This window comes from Serratia microhaemolytica, assembly GCF_004011885.1.
Lineage (GTDB): Bacteria > Pseudomonadota > Gammaproteobacteria > Enterobacterales > Enterobacteriaceae > Serratia_G > Serratia_G microhaemolytica.
In genome coordinates this window covers 1-19,982 of record NZ_SBEF01000035.1, presented here as the reverse complement: position 1 = coordinate 19,982, position 19,982 = coordinate 1, and the positions used below count along the sequence as shown (strand labels likewise).

Below are 19,982 nucleotides of genomic sequence, written 5' to 3'. Positions count from 1 at the left end.
TATGTCTGTAATAAAATATTACTTATTCGTTGTTATCCACTATCCACTGTAACTCCGTGTAAATAGTAATATACTTGACAGAATAACGCTTCCAGAGCTGATTAAGGGTACACCACTAAGATAAGATAAAATTTCATTTTGTTACACTTTTTATTTTATACCTCTAAGTAGGTATTTATTATTATGCAATTCACGCTACTTTCGAAACGTTATGAATGATATTTGTCATAAATGCAGCATAATTTATCGCAGGTAAAAACCGCAAACTTTCTCAAATCTGCGGTTAATAACACTCTCAAACAAATTATAGCCGCCGTCCGGTAATCCGACTCCACTCTTCATTTACTGCGACAGGTTCAAGAGAAAATTTATCTTGATAAGCTTGTGCAACCGCTATCGCCTGTGTTGCCAATACACCAGATAATCCCAAAACTCCTCCGGGTTTCACCAGTTCGCTAATTACTGGCGCCAGCTCACGTAACGGTCCAGCCAAAATGTTGGCTACCACTACGTCCGCATATAAATCTGCTGGTTTATCTTTAGATAAATAAAGATCAAGCTGTGCTGAGACGCCATTACGCTCAGCATTATCACGGCTAGCCTGGATCGCTTGTGGGTCGATATCAATGCCGATTGCTCGAGCTGCACCAAGTTTCAGTGCTGCAATTGCTAAAATGCCAGAGCCACAGCCAAAATCGATTACCGTTTTTCCTGACAAATCCAACCCATCCAGCCACTGTAAGCAGAGAGATGTAGTAGGATGTGTGCCAGTACCAAACGCTAGACCAGGATCTAGCATCACGTTCACTGCATCAGGGTCTGGTACCTCACGCCAACTTGGACAAATCCATAAACGCTGACCAAAGCGCATCGGATGAAAGTTATCCATCCACTCACGCTCCCAGTCTTTATCCTCAATTTGCTCAATTTTCTTGTGAAAACCAGCACCCAATAAAGGATGCTGCTCCAGTATCGCCACCACTTCATCCATATCGGTTTGCGCATCAAATAGGCCTATCACATCGGTATCACCCCACAACAAGGTTTCACCGGGTAATGGTTCAAATACTGGGTTATCGTGGCTATCCTGAAAAGTGACAGAGACTGCACCACTCTCGACCAGTGCATCACTCAGGCTCTCCGCCTGGCTGCCGGTCGTGTTTAATTTAAGTTGGATCCAAGGCATAACAACTCCGTTCAAGAAGCTAACGAGGAGGTTAACCGACGTTTTTCACCATAGAGATTACCTAGGTAGAATGCCAGCAAACTTAATAATAGTGAGGGGACGATCGGATGTGTCCCAACCAATTTCCAGTTAAAACTCGCCAACACGGTATAACATAGCGCCCCGATGATCATCGAACTAAGCGCGCCTTGTGCATTGGCCCTCTGCCAATACAAACCTAGCACCAATGGCCAAAGGAATACCGCTTCAAGACCACCAAATGCCAGCAAGTTTAGCCAGATAATCATTTCTGGTGGTCGCCAAGCAGCCAGCAGAACCAATAAACCGAGAATAAGTGTGGTCAAACTAGAGCCACGCTTGATCAGCTTCTCATTTTGCATCTGTTGTGGGCGAACCCCTAAATAGAGATCTTTGACAATCGTAGCCGAAGATTGCAGTAGTTGTGCGTTGATAGTTGACATGATCGCCGCCATCGGTGCCGCCAGAAAAATTCCCGCTGCATACGGTGGCAATACAGTGATCATCAGAGAAGGGATCACCTGATCAGGGATTTTTATATCCGGTAATACTGCTCGCCCTAGCGCTCCCGCCAAATGCATACCAAACATCAGTACCGCCAGCACTAGAGTGCCAAGGATTATTCCTCGGTGTACTGCTTTACTGTCACGATAAGCGATACAACGCACCGCTGTATGCGGTAGGCCAACAACACCAAAACAGACCAAGATCCAGAATGAGAGCATAAAAGGCAAACTCAGGATCTGGTCACCACCTTGCGGCGTAATCAGTGCAGGGTCGATCTGCTGCAGTTTATCCACTGCACCATGCAGGCCACCCGCAGCGTGGATCACCGCTGCTAGCAACAGCAGGGTGCCCAGCAACATCATTAGCCCTTGCATGGCGTCGTTGAGCACACTGGCACGAAATCCCCCCAATGTGGTGTACAGCGCGATACTGAGGCCAAAAATCAGCAGCCCTACATCATAAGGAATGCCAGCCGCAGTCTCTAGCAGACGCGCACCACCGATAAACTGCACCGTCATCGCACCAAGAAACGCAATCAGTAGGCTCAAGCTGGCCAACCATACCAATAGACGACTTTGATAACGGGCAAACAGCATATCGTTGAGAGTGATGGCATTATATCGACGTGCCAAAATGGCAAATTTTTTACCCAGCACACTTAACGAAAGCCATACCGCCGGCAATTGGATCATCGCCAGCAATACCCACCCTAAACCATATTTGTAAGCTGCTCCTGGCCCACCAATAAAGGAACTTGCACTCACATAGGTGGTAGTTAGCGTCATCGCCAAGACAAAGCCACCTAACGATCGGTTACCGAGAAAATATTCATTGAGGAAACTACCCTGCTGACGACGACGGTAAGCATAAACAGACAACGCAAACACCAGCAGTAAATAGATGATTAATGGGAAAATAACTTCAACTCTCACTGTTGTCCTCCAGCGAAATATCACGGAACACAACACGAACCATCAACCAGCAGAGAACAATAAACAGTAGCGGTACTAACATACAAGCCATCTCAAACCAGTGCGGCAACCCAGTGATGCCAATTTTGTCGTCCGGCAGATAGGCTGCCAATGACCAAGCCGCTAGGTACAGCAGTGTTAACCCCATAGCCCAGCGTGCTTCACGATGAGCCTGTAGAACGCGTTGTTCCATTGATCTCTCCAAGAGGTTCTTAATGAAGGTACGAAAAGACAGAGGGAAATTTTACGGCAAGAGCGACTTTTGCCAAGCGCTTATGTTGGCAAAAGCAAGAAAAAACCGGCCAACAAATGGCCGGTTGATAAACTATTTAGCTTTGGTGCATGCTAAAGACCAATCAACACGCTGTGAGTACTCACTGCTCAACAGCTAACCTGGCCTTTGTCAGCCTCACTGTAAGCCCAGTTTCTTCTCCAGATAGTGGATATTAGTACCGCCATGCTGGAAATTTTCGTCATGCATGATCTTTTGCTGCAATTCAATGTTGGTTTTAATGCCATCAATGATCAGTTCAGACAACGCATTCTTCATGCGTGCAATCGCTACATCACGGCTTTCACCATAAGTGATCAGCTTGCCAATCATTGAGTCGTAGTGAGGCGGTACGGTGTAACCAGAATAAATATGCGATTCCCAACGGACCCCGAAGCCTCCTGGCACATGAAAGCGAGTAATTTTACCCGGGCTTGGTAAGAAGGTATTGGGATCTTCAGCGTTGATTCGACACTCTACTGCATGTCCCTGAACTCTCACCTCTTGCTGCTCAATCGACAGCGGCTGACCAGCAGCAACACGCAACTGCTCCTTAATCAGGTCAACGCCAGTGATCATCTCAGTAACAGGATGCTCCACCTGGATACGTGTGTTCATCTCAATGAAATAGAACTCACCATTTTCATACAGGAACTCGAAAGTACCAGCACCACGATAGCCAATTTCAACACACGCCTTAGCACAACGCTCACCAATGTAACGACGTAGTTCAGGAGTAATGCCCGGTGCAGGCGCTTCTTCCACCACTTTCTGATGACGACGCTGCATAGAACAATCACGCTCAGCAAGATAGATAGCATTCCCCTGACCATCAGCCAACACCTGGATCTCGATATGACGTGGATTCTCTAAATATTTTTCCATATAAACCATGTCATTATTGAAAGCTGCCTTGGCTTCCGCTTTTGTCATGGAGATTGATTGCTCAAGATCCTTATCACTGCGCACCACACGCATACCACGACCACCGCCACCACCAGAAGCTTTGATGATCACTGGGTAACCAATCCGCTTAGCAAAGGCACGGTTCTTTTCCATATCTTCGGTCAATGGACCATCCGATCCTGGTACACAAGGCACGCCAGCTTTCTTCATGGCATTAATCGCTGAAACTTTATCTCCCATGAGGCGGATAGTTTCAGCACGCGGGCCAATGAAAATAAAACCAGAACGCTCAACTTGCTCAGCAAAATTAGCGTTTTCAGACAAAAAACCATAACCAGGGTGGATCGCAACGGCACCAGTTACCTCAGCTGCCGCAATAATCGCAGGGATGTTGAGATAACTTTTCACTGATGGTGCTGGGCCGATACAGACCGTTTCATCGGCCAGTAGCACGTGCTTTAAATCACGATCAGCACTGGAGTGTACCGCAACAGTCTTGATACCAAGCTCTTTGCAAGCACGTAAAATACGCAGCGCAATCTCACCACGGTTGGCTATAACAATTTTATCAAGCATAGGACGCCTCGTTATTCGATGACGACCAATGGCTCGTCATATTCAACCGGCTGGCCATTTTCTACCAGGATCGCTTTGATCACACCAGATTTGTCCGCTTCAATCTGATTCATCATTTTCATCGCTTCAACAATACACAAGGTATCGCCAGCATTCACTTTCTGACCCACTTCCACAAATGGCTTAGCGTCCGGGCTAGGGGTACGATAAAAAGTACCCACCATCGGTGAACGAACGATATGACCGCTGATTGCTGCTGGTGCAGCGGTTTCAGCAGCACTGGCCGCAGAAGCAGGAGCGGCAGCAGGTTGTGCCGGTGCTGATGCAACATACTGAGGCATTACTGGATAAGCCTGAGCAGAAGGAACAGCACGACTGATGCGCACTGACTCTTCACCTTCAGAAATTTCCAGCTCAGAAATGCCAGACTCTTCAACTAATTCGATCAGTTTTTTAATTTTACGAATATCCATAGGTGTGATTCCGAACTCTTTTTATATTGCAATTAATGGAGTTTTGACAAACGGCTAACCGCTGCCTGTAACGCAAATGTATACCCATCCGCACCGAGACCACAAATCACCCCTACTGCAACGTCAGACAGGTAAGAGTGATGACGAAAAGGCTCACGGGAATGCACATTAGAGAGGTGGATCTCAATGAACGGGATCTGTACCGCCAGTAATGCATCACGCAACGCTACGCTAGTATGCGTAAACGCTGCCGGATTAATCAAAATAAAATCCGTATTAGCTCGTGCCTGATGAATGCGGTCGATTAACTCATGTTCCGCATTCGACTGCAGGTGAGACAAAGCAACATCAAGCATCTTTGCTTGATTTTCCAACTGGCTAATGATCTCGCTCAACGTCGTGCTACCATATTTATCCGGTTCACGTGTCCCCAACAAGTTCAAATTGGGGCCGTTGAGAAGCAAGATGTGAAACTTGTCAGCCATTATGCTGGTATCTCCGGCAATAAAACGATCATTATAGAAAATAACCTGCTGCTGACGATTTGTCACCTGTTACATGCTAGTTTTGCGATAAGATTTCGAAAAAAGTCGATTGTTATAACAATATCACAGCAATTAGCAGCCAGATGTTGCTTTTATCAACACAAGCTTGCTTACTAAAGCCAACAATCTAAAAGAATAGTGAGTTGTTATAAGCAAAACATACCTCGCTGCTGCTGCAACTCTGTCTCTAACACTTATCTGATTATTTTAAAAGTGTTATGTAACCACTAGCCCATTAGCATCATCATAACCCAACATCATGCCGCCATTCGCGGTTGAGGGAGGGCATCAAAGAAAGAGATATGATTACAACATGAGTAATACTAACTTAATATTATAGTGGGATTTTTTGATAGGTGTTTTTTCATACACCAAAAAGACCAAAGTCCTGACCAAAAGGCCAGGACTTTGCTAACAGTGGGGAGCTAAGTAGAACAACCCCCTACTCTGCTACAAATTACTCTGCAGCAACAACTTCTTCTTGTGACTCGTTACGATCAACTAACTCGATGTATGCCATCGGCGCATTGTCGCCCGCACGGAAACCACACTTCAAAATACGTGTATAACCACCCGCACGACTTGCAAAACGTGGCCCCAAGTCATTAAACAATTTTGCCACGATATCGCTATCACGAGTACGGGCGAATGCCAGACGACGATTAGCTAAGCTATCAATCTTGGCAAGAGTAATTAGTGGCTCAACAACACGGCGCAGCTCTTTCGCTTTTGGCAGGGTCGTCTTGATGATCTCATAACGAACCAAAGAACCAGCCATATTACGAAACATAGCCTGACGATGGCTGCTGTTACGGTTCAATTGACGACCACTCTTACGATGGCGCATGACCTTATCCTTCTCAGTAAAACCTTAACCTGTGATCCGGTTACTCGTCAGCAATGCTTGCCGGTGGCCAATTCTCAAGGCGCATACCAAGAGATAAACCACGAGAGGCCAGCACATCTTTAATCTCAGTAAGAGATTTTTTACCCAGGTTAGGCGTTTTCAACAACTCAACCTCGGTACGCTGTACCAAATCACCGATGTAGTGGATAGCTTCTGCCTTGAGGCAGTTAGCGGAGCGGACAGTCAATTCCAGATCGTCAACAGGGCGCAGCAGGATCGGATCGAACTCCGGTTTCTCTTCTTTCACTTCCGGTTGACGTACATCACGCAGGTCAACGAAAGCTTCCAGTTGTTCGGCCAGAATGGTCGCCGCACGGCGGATCGCCTCTTCAGGATCGATCGTGCCATTGGTTTCCATTTCGATTACCAGCTTGTCCAGGTCAGTACGCTGTTCAACACGTGCAGCTTCAACATTGTAGGCAATACGCTCTACAGGGCTGTAGCAAGCATCGACTAACAAACGACCAATTGGGCGCTCATCTTCTTCCGAATGAATTCGGGCAGAAGCCGGCACATAACCACGACCACGCTGAACTTTGATACGCATATTGATAGATGCATTTTCATCAGTCAGGTGGCAGATAACGTGCTGCTGTTTAACGATTTCGACATCACCATCATGGGTGATGTCGGCAGCGGTTACAGGGCCAATGCCAGATTTATTCAGGGTAAGAATAACTTCATCTTTGCCTTGAACTCTCACCGCCAGACCTTTAAGGTTCAGTAGGATCTCCAGGATATCTTCCTGTACACCTTCTTTGGTGCTGTACTCGTGCAGTACACCATCAATCTCAACCTCGGTCACCGCACAACCCGGCATAGATGAAAGCAGAATACGGCGCAGTGCGTTGCCGAGAGTATGGCCAAAGCCACGCTCTAAAGGCTCAAGGGTCACCTTGGCGTGGGTCGAACTAATCTGCTCGATATCTACCAGGCGCGGTTTTAGAAACTCTGTCACAGAACCCTGCATTGTGTCCTCTCTTTGAAAATCAAACCTTACTTAGAGTAAAGCTCGACGATCAGGTGTTCATTAATGTCAGCGGACAGATCAGTACGCTCAGGAATACGCTTGAACACACCTTCCATCTTCACAGCATCAACTTCTAGCCAAGTCGGCTTTTCACGCTGCTCAGCCAGCTCCAAAGAAGCCTTAACACGAGACTGCTTTTTAGCTTTCTCGCGAATGCTAACAATGTCATTCGGAGATACCTGATAAGAAGCGATGTTAACAACGCGACCGTTTACCATAACTGCTTTGTGGCTGACTAACTGACGTGCTTCTGCACGTGTAGCACCAAAGCCCATACGATAAACCACGTTATCCAGACGACCTTCTAAAAGGGTTAACAGGTTCTCACCCGTGTTACCTTTCAGACGGGCTGCTTCTTTATAATAGTTACGGAACTGACGCTCTAGAACACCGTACATACGACGAACTTTTTGCTTCTCACGTAACTGTACACCATAATCAGAAAGACGCGGCTTACGAGCGCCATGCTGACCTGGTGGTTGTTCAAGTTTACACTTTGAATCGATCGCGCGAACGCCAGACTTCAGGAACAGGTCTGTGCCCTCACGGCGGCTAAGCTTGAGCTTAGGACCCAAATATCTTGCCATTTTCTTTCTCCAACAATCCGAAAAGCGAAGGCGTTATACGCGGCGCTTTTTCGGCGGACGACAACCGTTATGAGGGATCGGAGTCACATCAGTAATATTAGTGATGCGGAACCCAGCCGCGTTCAGAGCGCGGATAGTAGACTCACGACCAGGACCAGGTCCCTTAACCATAACTTCCAGGTTCTTAATACCGTACTCTTTCACCGCATCGGCACAACGCTCAGCTGCAACCTGTGCTGCAAATGGCGTTGATTTACGGGAACCACGGAAACCGGAACCACCGGCTGTTGCCCAACCCAAAGCGTTACCTTGACGATCGGTAATAGTCACAATGGTGTTGTTGAAAGAAGCATGGACATGAGCCACGCCGTCAGAGACTTGCTTTCTTACACGCTTACGTGTACGAACAGGTGCCTTTGCCATTATTCAATCACCCCGATTATTTCTTGATCGGCTTACGTGGACCCTTACGGGTACGTGCGTTGGTTTTAGTACGCTGACCGCGTACAGGCAAACCACGACGATGACGCAAACCACGATATGTACCAAGATCCATCAGACGCTTGATGCTCAGGGTAACTTCACGACGCAAATCACCTTCAACGGTGTATTTGGCAACTGCCTCACGCAGTTGTTCAATTTGCTCTTCAGACAGCTCACTGATCTTAACATGTTCAGCAATTCCCGTTTCTGCACAGATAGCCTGTGAACGAGTCTTGCCAATTCCGAAGATCGACGTTAGTGCGATAACGGTATGTTTATGATCAGGAATGTTAATGCCTGCTATACGGGCCACTATGCACTCCTACTTATTTTTACGGCAACACCATTCTGAAAAGCCCGTTTTCAGGATACTCAAATAGTGTTGCGGCTACAGACAAAAGATTGGCTGGCTAATCTAGCCAGCTCACTCCAACTTTGCAAGAAAAATATGCGAAACAATCAGCCTTGGCGCTGTTTATGCTTCGGCTCTGCACTGCAAATCACGCGAACGACACCGTCGCGCTTAACAATTTTACAGTTACGACACAATTTCTTGACAGAAGCACGAACTTTCATTTTTACCCTCCGTAACTTCTCAAATGCACCCGATTACCGGCCATAGCCTTTCAGGTTTGCTTTCTTCAATGCAGACTCATACTGACTTGACATCATCAGAGTTTGCACTTGAGCCATAAAATCCATGATGACCACAACCACAATCAGTAGCGATGTTCCACCAAAATAGAACGGCACTTTCATGGCGTCACGCATGAACTCTGGGATCAGACAGATAAAAGTAATGTACATTGCACCAACTAAGGTTAAACGTGTCATCACTTTATCAATATACTTCGCCGTCTGCTCTCCTGGGCGAATTCCTGGTACGAAGGCACCGGACTTCTTCAAGTTATCTGCTGTTTCACGCGGATTGAACACCAATGCCGTGTAAAAAAAGCAAAAGAAGATGATTGCAGAAGCATACAGCAACACATACAACGGCTGACCAGGCTGAAGATACAACGAAATCGTTGTCAGCCAGTTCCAACCGGTTCCTCCCCCAAACCAAGATGCAATCGTGGCAGGGAATAGAATAATACTGGAAGCAAAAATCGCCGGGATCACCCCAGCCATGTTAACTTTCAATGGTAAGTGTGTGCTTTGTGCTGCATAAACACGACGCCCTTGTTGGCGCTTAGCATAGTTAACAACGATACGACGTTGACCACGCTCCATAAACACCACAAAGAAAGTCACTGCAAACACCAACACTGCAATCAACAGCAACAGGAGGAAGTTCATCTCACCTTGCCGAGCTTGCTCAATAGTATGACCAATTGCCGAAGGCAATCCTGCCACAATACCTGCGAAGATAATGATCGAAATACCGTTGCCGATACCACGTTCAGTAATCTGCTCACCCAGCCACATCAGAAACATCGTTCCGGTGACCAGACTCACCACCGCAGTAAAGTAGAATGCAAAGCCTGGATTTAAAACCAAATTCTGCATACCTGGCATATTTGGTAAACCGGTAGCGATACCGATTGACTGGAATATGGCCAATACTAACGTACCGTAACGGGTGTACTGGCTAATCTTACGCCGACCAGCCTCCCCTTCTTTTTTGATTTCTGCCAACGCCGGATGTACCACCGTTAACAGCTGGATAATAATTGAAGCCGAAATATACGGCATAATACCCAGCGCAAAAATAGAAGCACGGCTCAAAGCACCACCAGAGAACATGTTAAACATCTCAATGATGGTGCCTCTTTGCTGCTCGAGCAATTTGGCGAGCACTGCGGCATCGATACCAGGGATCGGAATAAAAGAGCCAATGCGGAACACTATCAACGCACCGACAACAAACAACAGTCTGCGCTTCAGCTCGCCGAGTCCACCTTTAGCACTTTGAAAATCTAATCCTGGTTGCTTAGCCATTCGCTCACTTATTCCTCAATTTTACCGCCAGCGGCTTCAATCGCAGCACGAGCACCTTTAGTGACTCGAAGACCACGCACTGTAACCGGACGACTGATTTCACCGGAAAGTATCACTTTGGCGAACTCAATCTGGCAACCAACAACGTTAGCAGCTTTCAGCGTATTCAGGTCAATAGTATCGCCTTCAACCAAAGCCAGCTCAGAGAGACGAACTTCTGCTGTCAGCATCGCCTTGCGTGAAGTAAAACCAAACTTCGGCAAACGACGATATAAAGGCATCTGACCACCTTCAAACCCGCGACGCACGCCACCGCCAGAACGAGACTTCTGACCTTTGTGACCACGGCCACCAGTTTTACCCAGGCCAGAACCAATACCACGACCTACACGCTTCGGCGCCTGCTTGGCACCCTCAGCGGGAGACAGAGTATTTAAACGCATCTGCTACTCCTCAACTTTAACCATGTAGGAAACCAGATTGATCATACCGCGTATGGCAGGAGTATCCTCACGCTCAACGGTGTGACCAATACGACGCAATCCCAAACCAATCAACGTAGCTTTATGCTTCGGCAAACGGCCAATTGAACTGCGAACTTGTGTAACTTTGATAGTCTTAGCCATGGTCAATTACCCCAAAATGTCTGCAACGGATTTACCACGCTTAGCAGCGACCATTTCAGGAGACTTCATATTTGCCAGAGCATCGATAGTTGCACGAACCACGTTAATCGGGTTAGTTGAACCATAAGCTTTAGCTAATACGTTGTGCACCCCAGCAACTTCGAGAACAGCGCGCATTGCACCACCCGCGATGATACCGGTACCTTCGTGAGCAGGCTGCATGAACACACGGGAACCTGTATGAGCACCTTTAATTGGATGCTGTAAGGTGCCGCTATTCAACGCGACATTCATCATGTTGCGACGGGCTTTTTCCATCGCTTTTTGGATTGCTGCTGGAACTTCGCGTGCTTTGCCGTAGCCAAAACCAACGCGACCATTACCATCACCAACAACTGTCAGTGCGGTAAAGCTGAAAATACGGCCACCTTTTACGGTTTTAGATACGCGATTTACCGCGATCAGCTTTTCCTGCAGTTCGCCAGCTTGTTTTTCGATGTGAGCCATCTTAAACCTCTTCCTTAGAACTGAAGGCCAGCTTCACGGGCAGCATCTGCCAGTGCCTGGACTCGACCATGATATTGGAAACCGGAACGGTCAAAGGAGACTTGTGCAATCCCTTTTTCCAAAGCTCGCTCAGCAATAGCTTTACCTACAGCAGCAGCAGCTTCTTTGTTACCGGAGTATTTGAGTTGCTCAGTGATAGCCTTCTCTAGCGTAGAAGCAGCTACCAACACTTCAGAACCATTTGGCGCAATAACCTGTGCGTAAATATGACGCGGGGTGCGATGCACCACCAGGCGAGTTGCACCCAGTTCTTTGAGCTTACGGCGTGCGCGGGTCGCACGACGGATACGAGCAGATTTCTTATCCATAGTGTTACCTTACTTCTTCTTAGCCTCTTTGGTACGCACGACTTCATCGGCGTAACGGATCCCCTTGCCTTTGTAAGGCTCGGGACGGCGGTAGGCACGCAGATCTGCCGCAACCTGGCCAATAACCTGCTTATCAGCACCTTTCAGTACGATTTCAGTTTGGCTTGGGCATTCAGCAGTAATGCCTGCTGGCAACTGGTGATCAATCGGATGAGAGAAGCCTAGGGCTAAATTCACCACATTTCCTTTCACCGCAGCACGATAACCAACACCTACCAGTTGCAGCTTCTTAGTGAAGCCCTCGGTAACACCAACAACCATGGCATTGAGCAATGCACGAGTAGTACCCGCTTGTGCCCAAGCATTGGCAAAACCTTCGCGTGGTGCGAAAGTCAGTGCGTTATCTTCTTGCTTAACAATAACGGCGTCATGAACTGTACGAGTCAGCTCGCCATTCTTACCCTTAATCGAAATAACCTGACCGTTGAGTTTTACCTCTACGCCGGCAGGAATGACGACGGGTGCTTTTGCAACACGAGACATTCTTTCCTCCCGAATTAAGCTACGTAGCAGATAATCTCGCCACCAAGACCTGCTTGGCGAGCTGCACGATCAGTCATAACACCTTTAGAGGTAGAAACAACAGCGATACCCAAACCAGCCATTACTTTTGGCAGCTCATCTTTTTTCTTATAGATGCGCAAACCTGGACGGCTAACACGCTGAATGCTCTCTACCACTGCCTTGCCTTGGAAGTACTTCAGTACTAGTTCCAATACAGGCTTGGTATCGCCTTCGACTTTAAAATCTTCAATAAAACCTTCTTCCTTCAGCACGTTGGCAATTGCCACTTTCAGCTTGGAGGAAGGCATGGTGACCGCAACTTTGTTCGCGGCTTGACCGTTACGAATACGGGTCAGCATATCCGCGATCGGATCTTGCATGCTCATCTGTCTTTACTCCCGTGAGTCAATTGGTAATTACCAGCTAGCCTTCTTCAAGCCCGGTACTTCACCGCGCATAGCGGCTTCACGTAACTTGATACGGCTCAACCCGAACTTGCCCACATAACCATGTGGACGGCCAGTTTGGCGGCAGCGCTTACGCTGACGAGACGGGCTGGAATCACGCGGCAGAGTCTGCAGCTTGAGAACAGCATTCCAACGATCTTCGTCGGACGAGTTCACACTCGAAATGATAGCTTTCAATTCCTCGCGCTTGGCACGGTACTTGTTAGCCAGTTTCACACGAACGACTTCGCGTGCTTTCATTGATTGCTTTGCCATAAGTCAACTCTGCCTTACTTGCGGAACGGGAAGTTAAAAGCAGCCAACAGTGCGCGGCCTTCATCATCAGATTTCGCAGTAGTGGTAATGGTAATATCCAAACCACGCACACGATCAACTTTATCGTAGTCGATCTCTGGGAAGATGATTTGCTCACGAACACCCATGCTGTAGTTACCACGACCATCAAATGACTTTGCAGACAAGCCACGGAAGTCACGGATACGTGGAACAGCAATAGAAATCAGGCGCTCAAAGAACTCCCACATGCGTTCACCACGCAGAGTTACTTTACAGCCAATCGGATAGCCCTGACGGATTTTGAAGCCTGCAACAGATTTGCGTGCTTTGGTGATAAGCGGCTTTTGACCAGAGATTGCTGCTAAATCAGCTGCTGCATTATCCAGCAGTTTCTTATCAGCGATCGCCTCACCAACACCCATGTTCAGGGTGATCTTCTTGACCCGAGGGACTTGCATGACAGAGTTGTAATCAAACTGAGACATCAGCTGTTTGACTACCTCGTCTTTGTAGTAATCATGCAGTTTCGCCATCGTCATACTCCAAATTACTTGATTGTTTCGCTATTAGACTTAAAGAAACGGACTTTTTTACCGTCTTCAAATCTAAAACCTACACGGTCTGCTTTACCGGTAGTCGCATTGAAGATTGCCAAGTTAGAAACAGCAATAGCAGCTTCTTTCTCAACGATACCACCTGGTTGGTTCAGCGCCGGGACCGGCTTTTGATGCTTCTTAACCAGATTAATACCTTCAACAATGACCTTACCTGTAGACAGGACACTTTTTACTTTACCGCGCTTACCTTTGTCTTTACCGGTAATTACGATAACTTCGTCATCACGACGGATTTTCGCTGCCATGATTCGCTCCTTAGAGTACTTCAGGTGCCAGAGAGATAATTTTCATGAACTTTTCACTACGCAGTTCACGAGTTACCGGCCCAAAAATACGCGTACCGATAGGTTGCTCGCTGTTATTATTTAAAATAACGCATGCATTACCATCGAAGCGAATGACAGAACCGTCCGGGCGACGTACGCCTTTCTTGGTGCGCACCACTACCGCCTTCAGTACATCGCCTTTCTTCACCTTACCACGCGGAATTGCTTCCTTAATGGTAATTTTGATGATGTCGCCGACGCCTGCGTATCGACGGTGCGAGCCACCTAGAACCTTGATACACATTACGCGACGAGCACCGGAGTTGTCGGCCACGTTCAGCATAGTCTGTTCTTGGATCATGTTAGTGCTCCGCTAAATGTCAACTACAGCTTTGGGACCCATTAATAGGTCGTTGAAAACCCCAAAACTCAGGGCGCAACATTGTAACACCACTCCCCGAGTATTGGTAGAAAAAATAAACGGCCCACTTTCTGAGCCGTTTACAACGTCAGAGTCACTGTTCTAATTAAAGAACCGCTTTCTCTACGACGCGAACTAGCGTCCAAGATTTAGTCTTAGACAGTGGACGGCATTCGCGGATTTCCACCACGTCACCGATACCACACTCATTGTTCTCGTCATGTACGTGCAGCTTGGTCGTGCGCTTGATGAATTTCCCATAGATAGGATGCTTCACTGTACGCTCGATAGCAACAACCAAGGATTTCTCCATTTTGTCGCTAACAACACGGCCTTGCAGAGTACGAATAGTATTAGTCATTTTTACGCACCCGCCTTCTCAGTCAATAAAGTCTTAACGCGTGCGATATTACGGCGCACTTGTTTCAACAGGTGAGTTTGTTGCAATTGACCACTCGCCGCCTGCATACGCAAGTTAAATTGCTCACGCAGTAGGTTGAGTAGCTCAGTGTTCAGCTCTTCAACACTTTTTTCACGCAGCTCTTGTGCTTTCATTACATCACCGTCTTAGTTACAAAGGTGGTCTTGATAGGCAGTTTCGCTGCTGCCAGCTTGAATGCTTCACGGGCGACTTCTTCAGGCACACCGTCCATTTCATACAAGACTTTACCTGGCTGGATCAGGGCAACCCAATACTCCACGCTACCCTTACCTTTACCCATCCGCACTTCAAGCGGCTTCTCTGTGATTGGCTTGTCCGGGAATACACGGATCCAAATCTTACCTTGACGCTTCACAGCACGAGTCATAGCACGACGTGCTGCTTCAATTTGACGCGCAGTCAAACGGCCACGGCCAACAGCTTTCAGACCGAAAGTGCCGAAGCTAACATCCGTACCTTGCGCTAGGCCACGGTTGCGACCTTTGTGCACTTTACGGAATTTTGTACGCTTTGGTTGTAACATCAGCGACTCTCCTTACTTGCGGCCTTTACGCTGCTGCTTTTTAGGTTGAGCAGCCGGTTCCGGTTGTTCAACAGCAGCCATACCACCTAGGATCTCACCTTTGAAGATCCAGACCTTAACACCAATAACACCATACGTGGTGTGCGCTTCAGAGGTGTTGTAATCGATATCCGCACGCAGAGTATGCAACGGAACACGACCTTCACGGTACCATTCGGTACGCGCGATCTCAGCACCGCCAAGGCGGCCACTGACTTCAACTTTGATACCTTTAGCGCCAAGACGCATAGCGTTTTGTACTGCACGCTTCATTGCACGGCGGAACATCACACGACGCTCCAACTGTGAGCTGATGCTATCAGCAACCAATTTAGCGTCCAGTTCTGGCTTACGTACTTCAGCGATGTTGATTTGTGCAGGCACACCAGCAATATCTGCTACGCCTTTACGCAATTTTTCAACATCTTCCCCTTTCTTGCCGATAACGATACCCGGGCGAGCAGTGTGCACAGTCACACGAATGCTTTTAGCCGGACGCTCGATAACAATACGAGAAACTGAAGCCTTTGCCAGCTCTTTTGCCAAGAACTGACGAACTTTAAAATCGCTGTCCAGATTGTCAGCGAATTCTTTGGTATTCGCATACCAAGTAGAGTTCCAAGGTTTAACGATACCCAGGCGAATACCATTAGGATGTACTTTCTGACCCATTGCTAGTCTCCAGAGTCTCAGCGATCGGACACAACCACAGTAATGTGGCTGGTGCGCTTTAGGATGCGGTCTGCTCGACCTTTTGCACGCGGCATAATGCGCTTCATGCTTGGGCCTTCGTCGACGAAGATTTTCGCGACTTTCAGATCATCGATATCAGCGCCATCGTTGTGTTCTGCGTTAGCAATGGCAGACTCGAGTACTTTCTTAACCAAACCAGCAGCTTTCTTGTTGGTATAAGTCAAAATTTCCAGAGCTTGCGACACCTTCTTACCGCGAATCAGGTCAGCAACTAGGCGAACCTTCTGAGCAGAAGAACGAGCGTGGCGATGTTTAGCGATAGTTTCCATCTCTTCCTCCTACCTTAGCGCTTTTTAGCTTTTTTATCAGCCGCATGGCCGCGATAAGTACGAGTCGGCGCAAATTCACCCAGTTTGTGACCGACCATTTCATCGGTAACAAACACTGGAACATGCTGACGACCATTATGGACAGCGATGGTCAAACCGATCATGTTAGGAAAGATCGTTGAACGACGGGACCAAGTGCGCAAAGGCTTTTTGTCACCGCTTTCCACCGCTTTCTCTACCTTCTTCAGCAAGTGCAGGTCAATAAAAGGACCTTTCTTGAGAGAACGTGGCATGGCTTATCCTCTAATTATTTTTTACTACGGCGACGTACAATGAACTTGTCAGTACGCTTGTTGCTACGGGTCTTCTTACCTTTGGTTTGAACGCCCCACGGAGTGACCGGGTGCTTACCAAAGTTACGACCTTCACCACCACCGTGTGGGTGATCGACTGGGTTCATCGCTGTACCGCGTACAGTTGGGCGAACACCACGCCAACGTGTCGCACCTGCCTTACCAAGAACACGTAACATATGCTCCGCATTACCGACTTCACCAAGGGTGGCACGGCAATCAACTGGAACTTTACGCATTTCACCAGAACGCAGACGCAGAGTTACATAGGAACCATCACGCGCAACAATCTGAACATAGGCACCAGCAGAACGCGCCAACTGGCCACCTTTGCCTGGTTTCATCTCTACGTTGTGAACTGTTGAACCCACTGGAATATTGCGCATTGGCAGGCTATTACCCGCTTTGATCGCTGCATCAACACCAGATTGGATTTGGTCACCCACTTTCAGACCTTTCGGTGCCAAAATGTAACGACGCTCGCCATCTTTGTACAGAACCAGTGCAATATTTGCAGAACGGTTCGGATCGTACTCAAGACGCTCAACTACAGCCGGGATACCGTCTTTGTTGCGTTTAAAATCAACCAGACGATAATGTTGCTTATGACCACCACCGATATGGCGAGTAGTGATACGACCATTATTGTTACGGCCACCCGTTTTGCTTAGTTTTTCAAGCAACGGTGCGTAAGGCTTACCCTTATGCAACTCTGGGTTAACCACCTTAACAACATGGCGACGTCCCGGAGATGTAGGTTTACATTTAACAATTGCCATTGTTCTTACTCCTCCGACTTACTCTGCGCCGCCGATGAAGTCCATATTCTGGCCTTCTTTCAGGGTGACGTAAGCTTTTTTCCAGTCGCTACGACGACCAACTCGCTGACCGTGACGCTTCACTTTCCCCTTAACGAGCAAAGTATTCACGTCTTTGACTTCAACCTCGAACAGTTTTTGCACTGCTTCTTTAATCTCTGCCTTGGTCGCATCTTTAGCAACTTTGAGCACGATGGTGTTGCTTTTTTCCATCGCGTTGGATGCTTTTTCAGATACGTGCGGTGCACGCAGCACTTTCAGCAAACGTTCTTCACGGATCATGCCAGCATCTCCTCAACTTGCTTCACAGCATCAGCAGTCATAACCACTTTGTCGAAGGCGATCAGACTAACGGGATCGATACCTGCTGCATCACGCACATCGACCTTATACAGGTTACGTGCGGCAAGGAACAGATTCTCATCCAGTTCACCAGTCACGATCAGCACATCTTCCAGTGCCATATCTTTTAGTTTCTGTGCCAGCAACTTAGTTTTAGGCGCTTCTACAGAGAACTTCTCGACAACGATTAGACGATCTTGACGTACCAACTCGGACAAAATGCTTTTCAGCGCGCCGCGATACATCTTTTTGTTTACTTTCTGACTATGGTCCTGTGGCTTAGCAGCGAAGGTCACACCACCTGAACGCCAAATCGGGCTCTTGGTAGAACCTGAACGCGCGCGGCCAGTACCTTTCTGACGCCATGGTTTTTTACCGGAACCGGTTACTTCAGCACGGGTCTTCTGTGCACGAGTACCTTGACGGGCACCTGCTGCATATGCAACAACAACCTGATGTACCAGCGCTTCGTTAAAATCACGACCGAAGGTAGTTTCGGAAACAGTCAGCGCGCCTGGCGCGTCTTTCAATACTAATTCCATTGCTATCCCCTTACGCCTTCACAGCCGGTTTAACAATCAGGTTACCACCAGGTGCACCTGGTACAGCACCCTTCACCAGCAGCAGGTTGCGCTCAGCGTCAACACGTACTACATCCAGGCTCTGAACAGTTACACGCTCATCACCCAAGTGACCTGACATTTTTTTGCCTTTAAACACTTTGCCCGGAGTCTGGTTCTGACCGATAGAACCCGGAACGCGGTGAGACAAAGAGTTACCGTGAGTAGCATCTTGGGTACGGAAATTCCAGCGTTTTACTGTACCAGCAAAACCTTTACCCTTAGAGGTACCAGTCACGTCAACTTTCTTAACATCAGCAAAAATTTCTACGCTAATTTCTTGGCCGGTAGAGAATTCTTGCCCTTCTTCCAGACGGAATTCCCACAGACCACGACCAGCCTCAACACCAGCCTTAGCGAAATGCCCTGCTTCAGGCTTGCTAACACGGCTCGCTTTTTTGCTGCCAGTGGTAACCTGGATCGCACGGTACCCATCACTCTCCAAGCTCTTAACTTGAGTAATGCGGTTTGCTTCAATTTCAATTACGGTGACAGGGATAGAAACACCATCTTCAGTGAAGATACGGGTCATACCCACTTTTTTACCGACTAAACCAATCATTGTTTCAACCTCTCAATCGCTCAATGACCTGATTAACCCAGGCTGATCTGCACGTCTACACCGGCAGCCAGATCCAGACGCATCAGAGCATCGACGGTTTTCTCGGTTGGCTCAACGATGTCAACCAGACGCTTATGAGTGCGGATCTCGTACTGATCACGCGCATCTTTGTTGACGTGCGGAGAAATCAGAACGGTGAAACGCTCTTTACGAGTTGGCAGCGGGATCGGACCACGTACCTGCGCACCAGTGCGCTTAGCAGTCTCGACGATTTCCGCGGTTGATTGATCGATAAGACGATGATCAAACGCTTTCAGGCGGATACGGATTCTTTGGTTCTGCATGAGACCAGAGCTCCAATTATTTATAAACGTAAATAACTACTACTCACACCCATTTCGATTGATGGGGGAGTGTAATCGTTAACATATAACTCCCAAATCGGGAGTATTGTTCGAAAGGCAAAACCCTATCGCCAATCGACTGATTCGCTAAAACCAGGCTCACTACTTACAATGCAAGCCCGCGCATTATACGCAAAATAAGGCAAGAAGCAAGCAGTCAAACAATCACTGCTGACAATGAGCCAAAAAGCAAAACCCCCGTGTACATCAGTACACAGGGGCGCTTCTGTAGGTGCCTGGCAGTGTCCTACTCTCGCATGGGGAGACCCCACACTACCATCGGCGCTACGGCGTTTCACTTCTGAGTTCGGCATGGGGTCAGGTGGGACCACCGCGCTATCGCC

General features: G+C 47.9%; 34 protein-coding genes and 1 rRNA gene. All 35 read right to left on the bottom strand.

The features are described from left to right. Positions 1 to 304 precede the first annotated feature (304 nt). Positions 305 to 1,186, bottom strand: a complete 882-nt coding sequence (prmA, locus tag EOJ37_RS11305) for a 50S ribosomal protein L11 methyltransferase (RefSeq protein WP_127960022.1) — start codon at positions 1,184 to 1,186, stop codon at positions 305 to 307. 11 nt (positions 1,187 to 1,197) lie between these two features. After that, positions 1,198 to 2,643: a sodium/pantothenate symporter gene (panF, locus tag EOJ37_RS11300; protein WP_127960021.1), complete on the bottom strand. Its 1,446-nt coding sequence runs from the start codon at positions 2,641 to 2,643 to the stop codon at positions 1,198 to 1,200. Next, positions 2,633 to 2,875 (bottom strand): YhdT family protein, encoded by a 243-nt coding sequence (locus EOJ37_RS11295; protein WP_127960020.1) that lies wholly within the window; start codon positions 2,873 to 2,875, stop codon positions 2,633 to 2,635. The genes panF and EOJ37_RS11295 overlap by 11 nt, the downstream gene beginning before the upstream one ends. Positions 2,876 to 3,091: 216 nt before the next feature. Further along, on the bottom strand, positions 3,092 to 4,435 hold the full coding sequence (accC, locus tag EOJ37_RS11290) for an acetyl-CoA carboxylase biotin carboxylase subunit (RefSeq protein WP_127960019.1): 1,344 nt from the start codon (positions 4,433 to 4,435) through the stop codon (positions 3,092 to 3,094). Between the two features lie 11 nt (positions 4,436 to 4,446). Beyond that, positions 4,447 to 4,908: an acetyl-CoA carboxylase biotin carboxyl carrier protein gene (gene accB / locus EOJ37_RS11285; RefSeq protein WP_127960018.1), complete on the bottom strand. Its 462-nt coding sequence runs from the start codon at positions 4,906 to 4,908 to the stop codon at positions 4,447 to 4,449. A 32-nt stretch (positions 4,909 to 4,940) separates the two neighbouring features. Continuing rightward, positions 4,941 to 5,393 (bottom strand): type II 3-dehydroquinate dehydratase, encoded by a 453-nt coding sequence (aroQ, locus tag EOJ37_RS11280; RefSeq protein ID WP_127960017.1) that lies wholly within the window; start codon positions 5,391 to 5,393, stop codon positions 4,941 to 4,943. 517 nt (positions 5,394 to 5,910) lie between these two features. Then, positions 5,911 to 6,300, bottom strand: coding sequence for a 50S ribosomal protein L17 (gene rplQ / locus EOJ37_RS11275; protein WP_127960016.1), 390 nt, complete (start codon positions 6,298 to 6,300; stop codon positions 5,911 to 5,913). Positions 6,301 to 6,340: 40 nt separating this feature from the next. Beyond that, positions 6,341 to 7,330, bottom strand: coding sequence for a DNA-directed RNA polymerase subunit alpha (locus EOJ37_RS11270; protein WP_127960015.1), 990 nt, complete (start codon positions 7,328 to 7,330; stop codon positions 6,341 to 6,343). A gap of 26 nt (positions 7,331 to 7,356) precedes the next feature. Then, positions 7,357 to 7,977 (bottom strand): 30S ribosomal protein S4, encoded by a 621-nt coding sequence (rpsD, locus tag EOJ37_RS11265; RefSeq protein WP_127960014.1) that lies wholly within the window; start codon positions 7,975 to 7,977, stop codon positions 7,357 to 7,359. A 33-nt stretch (positions 7,978 to 8,010) separates the two neighbouring features. Next, positions 8,011 to 8,400, bottom strand: a complete 390-nt coding sequence (gene rpsK, locus EOJ37_RS11260; RefSeq protein WP_004951128.1) for a 30S ribosomal protein S11 — start codon at positions 8,398 to 8,400, stop codon at positions 8,011 to 8,013. Positions 8,401 to 8,416: 16 nt separating this feature from the next. Further along, positions 8,417 to 8,773 carry a 30S ribosomal protein S13 gene (rpsM, locus tag EOJ37_RS11255; protein WP_127960013.1) on the bottom strand — a complete coding sequence of 119 codons (357 nt, stop codon included), beginning with the start codon at positions 8,771 to 8,773 and terminating at the stop codon, positions 8,417 to 8,419. A 146-nt stretch (positions 8,774 to 8,919) separates the two neighbouring features. Further along, a complete protein-coding gene (gene rpmJ / locus EOJ37_RS11250; protein ID WP_037402687.1) occupies positions 8,920 to 9,036 on the bottom strand; it encodes a 50S ribosomal protein L36 in 117 nt (38 codons plus the stop codon). A 33-nt stretch (positions 9,037 to 9,069) separates the two neighbouring features. Beyond that, on the bottom strand, positions 9,070 to 10,401 hold the full coding sequence (secY, locus tag EOJ37_RS11245; RefSeq protein ID WP_127960012.1) for a preprotein translocase subunit SecY: 1,332 nt from the start codon (positions 10,399 to 10,401) through the stop codon (positions 9,070 to 9,072). Between the two features lie 8 nt (positions 10,402 to 10,409). After that, positions 10,410 to 10,844 (bottom strand): 50S ribosomal protein L15, encoded by a 435-nt coding sequence (rplO, locus tag EOJ37_RS11240; protein ID WP_127960011.1) that lies wholly within the window; start codon positions 10,842 to 10,844, stop codon positions 10,410 to 10,412. Between the two features lie 3 nt (positions 10,845 to 10,847). Next, complete coding sequence (rpmD, locus tag EOJ37_RS11235) at positions 10,848 to 11,027, bottom strand: 50S ribosomal protein L30 (protein ID WP_127960010.1); 180 nt, start codon at positions 11,025 to 11,027, stop codon at positions 10,848 to 10,850. Between the two features lie 6 nt (positions 11,028 to 11,033). Continuing rightward, positions 11,034 to 11,534: a 30S ribosomal protein S5 gene (gene rpsE, locus EOJ37_RS11230; protein ID WP_127960009.1), complete on the bottom strand. Its 501-nt coding sequence runs from the start codon at positions 11,532 to 11,534 to the stop codon at positions 11,034 to 11,036. A 14-nt stretch (positions 11,535 to 11,548) separates the two neighbouring features. Further along, a complete protein-coding gene (rplR, locus tag EOJ37_RS11225) occupies positions 11,549 to 11,902 on the bottom strand; it encodes a 50S ribosomal protein L18 (protein ID WP_127960008.1) in 354 nt (117 codons plus the stop codon). Positions 11,903 to 11,911: 9 nt separating this feature from the next. After that, positions 11,912 to 12,445 carry a 50S ribosomal protein L6 gene (gene rplF, locus EOJ37_RS11220; RefSeq protein WP_127960007.1) on the bottom strand — a complete coding sequence of 178 codons (534 nt, stop codon included), beginning with the start codon at positions 12,443 to 12,445 and terminating at the stop codon, positions 11,912 to 11,914. A gap of 14 nt (positions 12,446 to 12,459) precedes the next feature. Beyond that, positions 12,460 to 12,852, bottom strand: a complete 393-nt coding sequence (rpsH, locus tag EOJ37_RS11215) for a 30S ribosomal protein S8 (protein WP_127960006.1) — start codon at positions 12,850 to 12,852, stop codon at positions 12,460 to 12,462. Positions 12,853 to 12,882: 30 nt separating this feature from the next. Then, positions 12,883 to 13,188, bottom strand: coding sequence for a 30S ribosomal protein S14 (gene rpsN / locus EOJ37_RS11210; RefSeq protein WP_127960005.1), 306 nt, complete (start codon positions 13,186 to 13,188; stop codon positions 12,883 to 12,885). A gap of 14 nt (positions 13,189 to 13,202) precedes the next feature. After that, positions 13,203 to 13,742, bottom strand: a complete 540-nt coding sequence (gene rplE, locus EOJ37_RS11205; protein WP_127960004.1) for a 50S ribosomal protein L5 — start codon at positions 13,740 to 13,742, stop codon at positions 13,203 to 13,205. A 14-nt stretch (positions 13,743 to 13,756) separates the two neighbouring features. Further along, entirely contained in the window at positions 13,757 to 14,071 is a 315-nt protein-coding gene (gene rplX / locus EOJ37_RS11200; RefSeq protein ID WP_127960003.1) for a 50S ribosomal protein L24, read from the bottom strand. A 10-nt stretch (positions 14,072 to 14,081) separates the two neighbouring features. Beyond that, positions 14,082 to 14,453, bottom strand: coding sequence for a 50S ribosomal protein L14 (gene rplN, locus EOJ37_RS11195; RefSeq protein ID WP_023479426.1), 372 nt, complete (start codon positions 14,451 to 14,453; stop codon positions 14,082 to 14,084). 166 nt (positions 14,454 to 14,619) lie between these two features. Continuing rightward, the gene (gene rpsQ, locus EOJ37_RS11190) at positions 14,620 to 14,874 is read right to left on the bottom strand and encodes a 30S ribosomal protein S17 (RefSeq protein ID WP_127960002.1); all 255 of its coding nucleotides are present in this window, start codon (positions 14,872 to 14,874) and stop codon (positions 14,620 to 14,622) included. Positions 14,875 to 14,876: 2 nt separating this feature from the next. Continuing rightward, entirely contained in the window at positions 14,877 to 15,068 is a 192-nt protein-coding gene (gene rpmC / locus EOJ37_RS11185; RefSeq protein WP_127960001.1) for a 50S ribosomal protein L29, read from the bottom strand. Next, entirely contained in the window at positions 15,068 to 15,478 is a 411-nt protein-coding gene (rplP, locus tag EOJ37_RS11180) for a 50S ribosomal protein L16 (protein WP_127960000.1), read from the bottom strand. The genes rpmC and rplP overlap by 1 nt, the downstream gene beginning before the upstream one ends. 12 nt (positions 15,479 to 15,490) lie before the next feature. After that, positions 15,491 to 16,189: a 30S ribosomal protein S3 gene (rpsC, locus tag EOJ37_RS11175; protein ID WP_127959999.1), complete on the bottom strand. Its 699-nt coding sequence runs from the start codon at positions 16,187 to 16,189 to the stop codon at positions 15,491 to 15,493. Positions 16,190 to 16,206: 17 nt separating this feature from the next. Next, positions 16,207 to 16,539: a 50S ribosomal protein L22 gene (gene rplV / locus EOJ37_RS11170; protein ID WP_026741343.1), complete on the bottom strand. Its 333-nt coding sequence runs from the start codon at positions 16,537 to 16,539 to the stop codon at positions 16,207 to 16,209. Positions 16,540 to 16,553: 14 nt separating this feature from the next. After that, complete coding sequence (gene rpsS / locus EOJ37_RS11165; protein ID WP_017374152.1) at positions 16,554 to 16,832, bottom strand: 30S ribosomal protein S19; 279 nt, start codon at positions 16,830 to 16,832, stop codon at positions 16,554 to 16,556. Between the two features lie 14 nt (positions 16,833 to 16,846). Continuing rightward, positions 16,847 to 17,671: a 50S ribosomal protein L2 gene (gene rplB, locus EOJ37_RS11160; protein WP_127959998.1), complete on the bottom strand. Its 825-nt coding sequence runs from the start codon at positions 17,669 to 17,671 to the stop codon at positions 16,847 to 16,849. Positions 17,672 to 17,689: 18 nt separating this feature from the next. Next, the gene (gene rplW / locus EOJ37_RS11155) at positions 17,690 to 17,992 is read right to left on the bottom strand and encodes a 50S ribosomal protein L23 (protein WP_127959997.1); all 303 of its coding nucleotides are present in this window, start codon (positions 17,990 to 17,992) and stop codon (positions 17,690 to 17,692) included. Then, positions 17,989 to 18,594 (bottom strand): 50S ribosomal protein L4, encoded by a 606-nt coding sequence (rplD, locus tag EOJ37_RS11150; protein ID WP_127959996.1) that lies wholly within the window; start codon positions 18,592 to 18,594, stop codon positions 17,989 to 17,991. Before rplD ends, rplW begins: the two co-directional genes overlap by 4 nt. Positions 18,595 to 18,604: 10 nt before the next feature. Further along, positions 18,605 to 19,234 carry a 50S ribosomal protein L3 gene (gene rplC / locus EOJ37_RS11145; RefSeq protein WP_127959995.1) on the bottom strand — a complete coding sequence of 210 codons (630 nt, stop codon included), beginning with the start codon at positions 19,232 to 19,234 and terminating at the stop codon, positions 18,605 to 18,607. A gap of 32 nt (positions 19,235 to 19,266) precedes the next feature. Beyond that, positions 19,267 to 19,578, bottom strand: coding sequence for a 30S ribosomal protein S10 (gene rpsJ / locus EOJ37_RS11140; RefSeq protein ID WP_001181005.1), 312 nt, complete (start codon positions 19,576 to 19,578; stop codon positions 19,267 to 19,269). A gap of 294 nt (positions 19,579 to 19,872) precedes the next feature. Beyond that, positions 19,873 to 19,982, bottom strand: a 5S ribosomal RNA gene (rrf, locus tag EOJ37_RS11135); the annotation flags it as partial.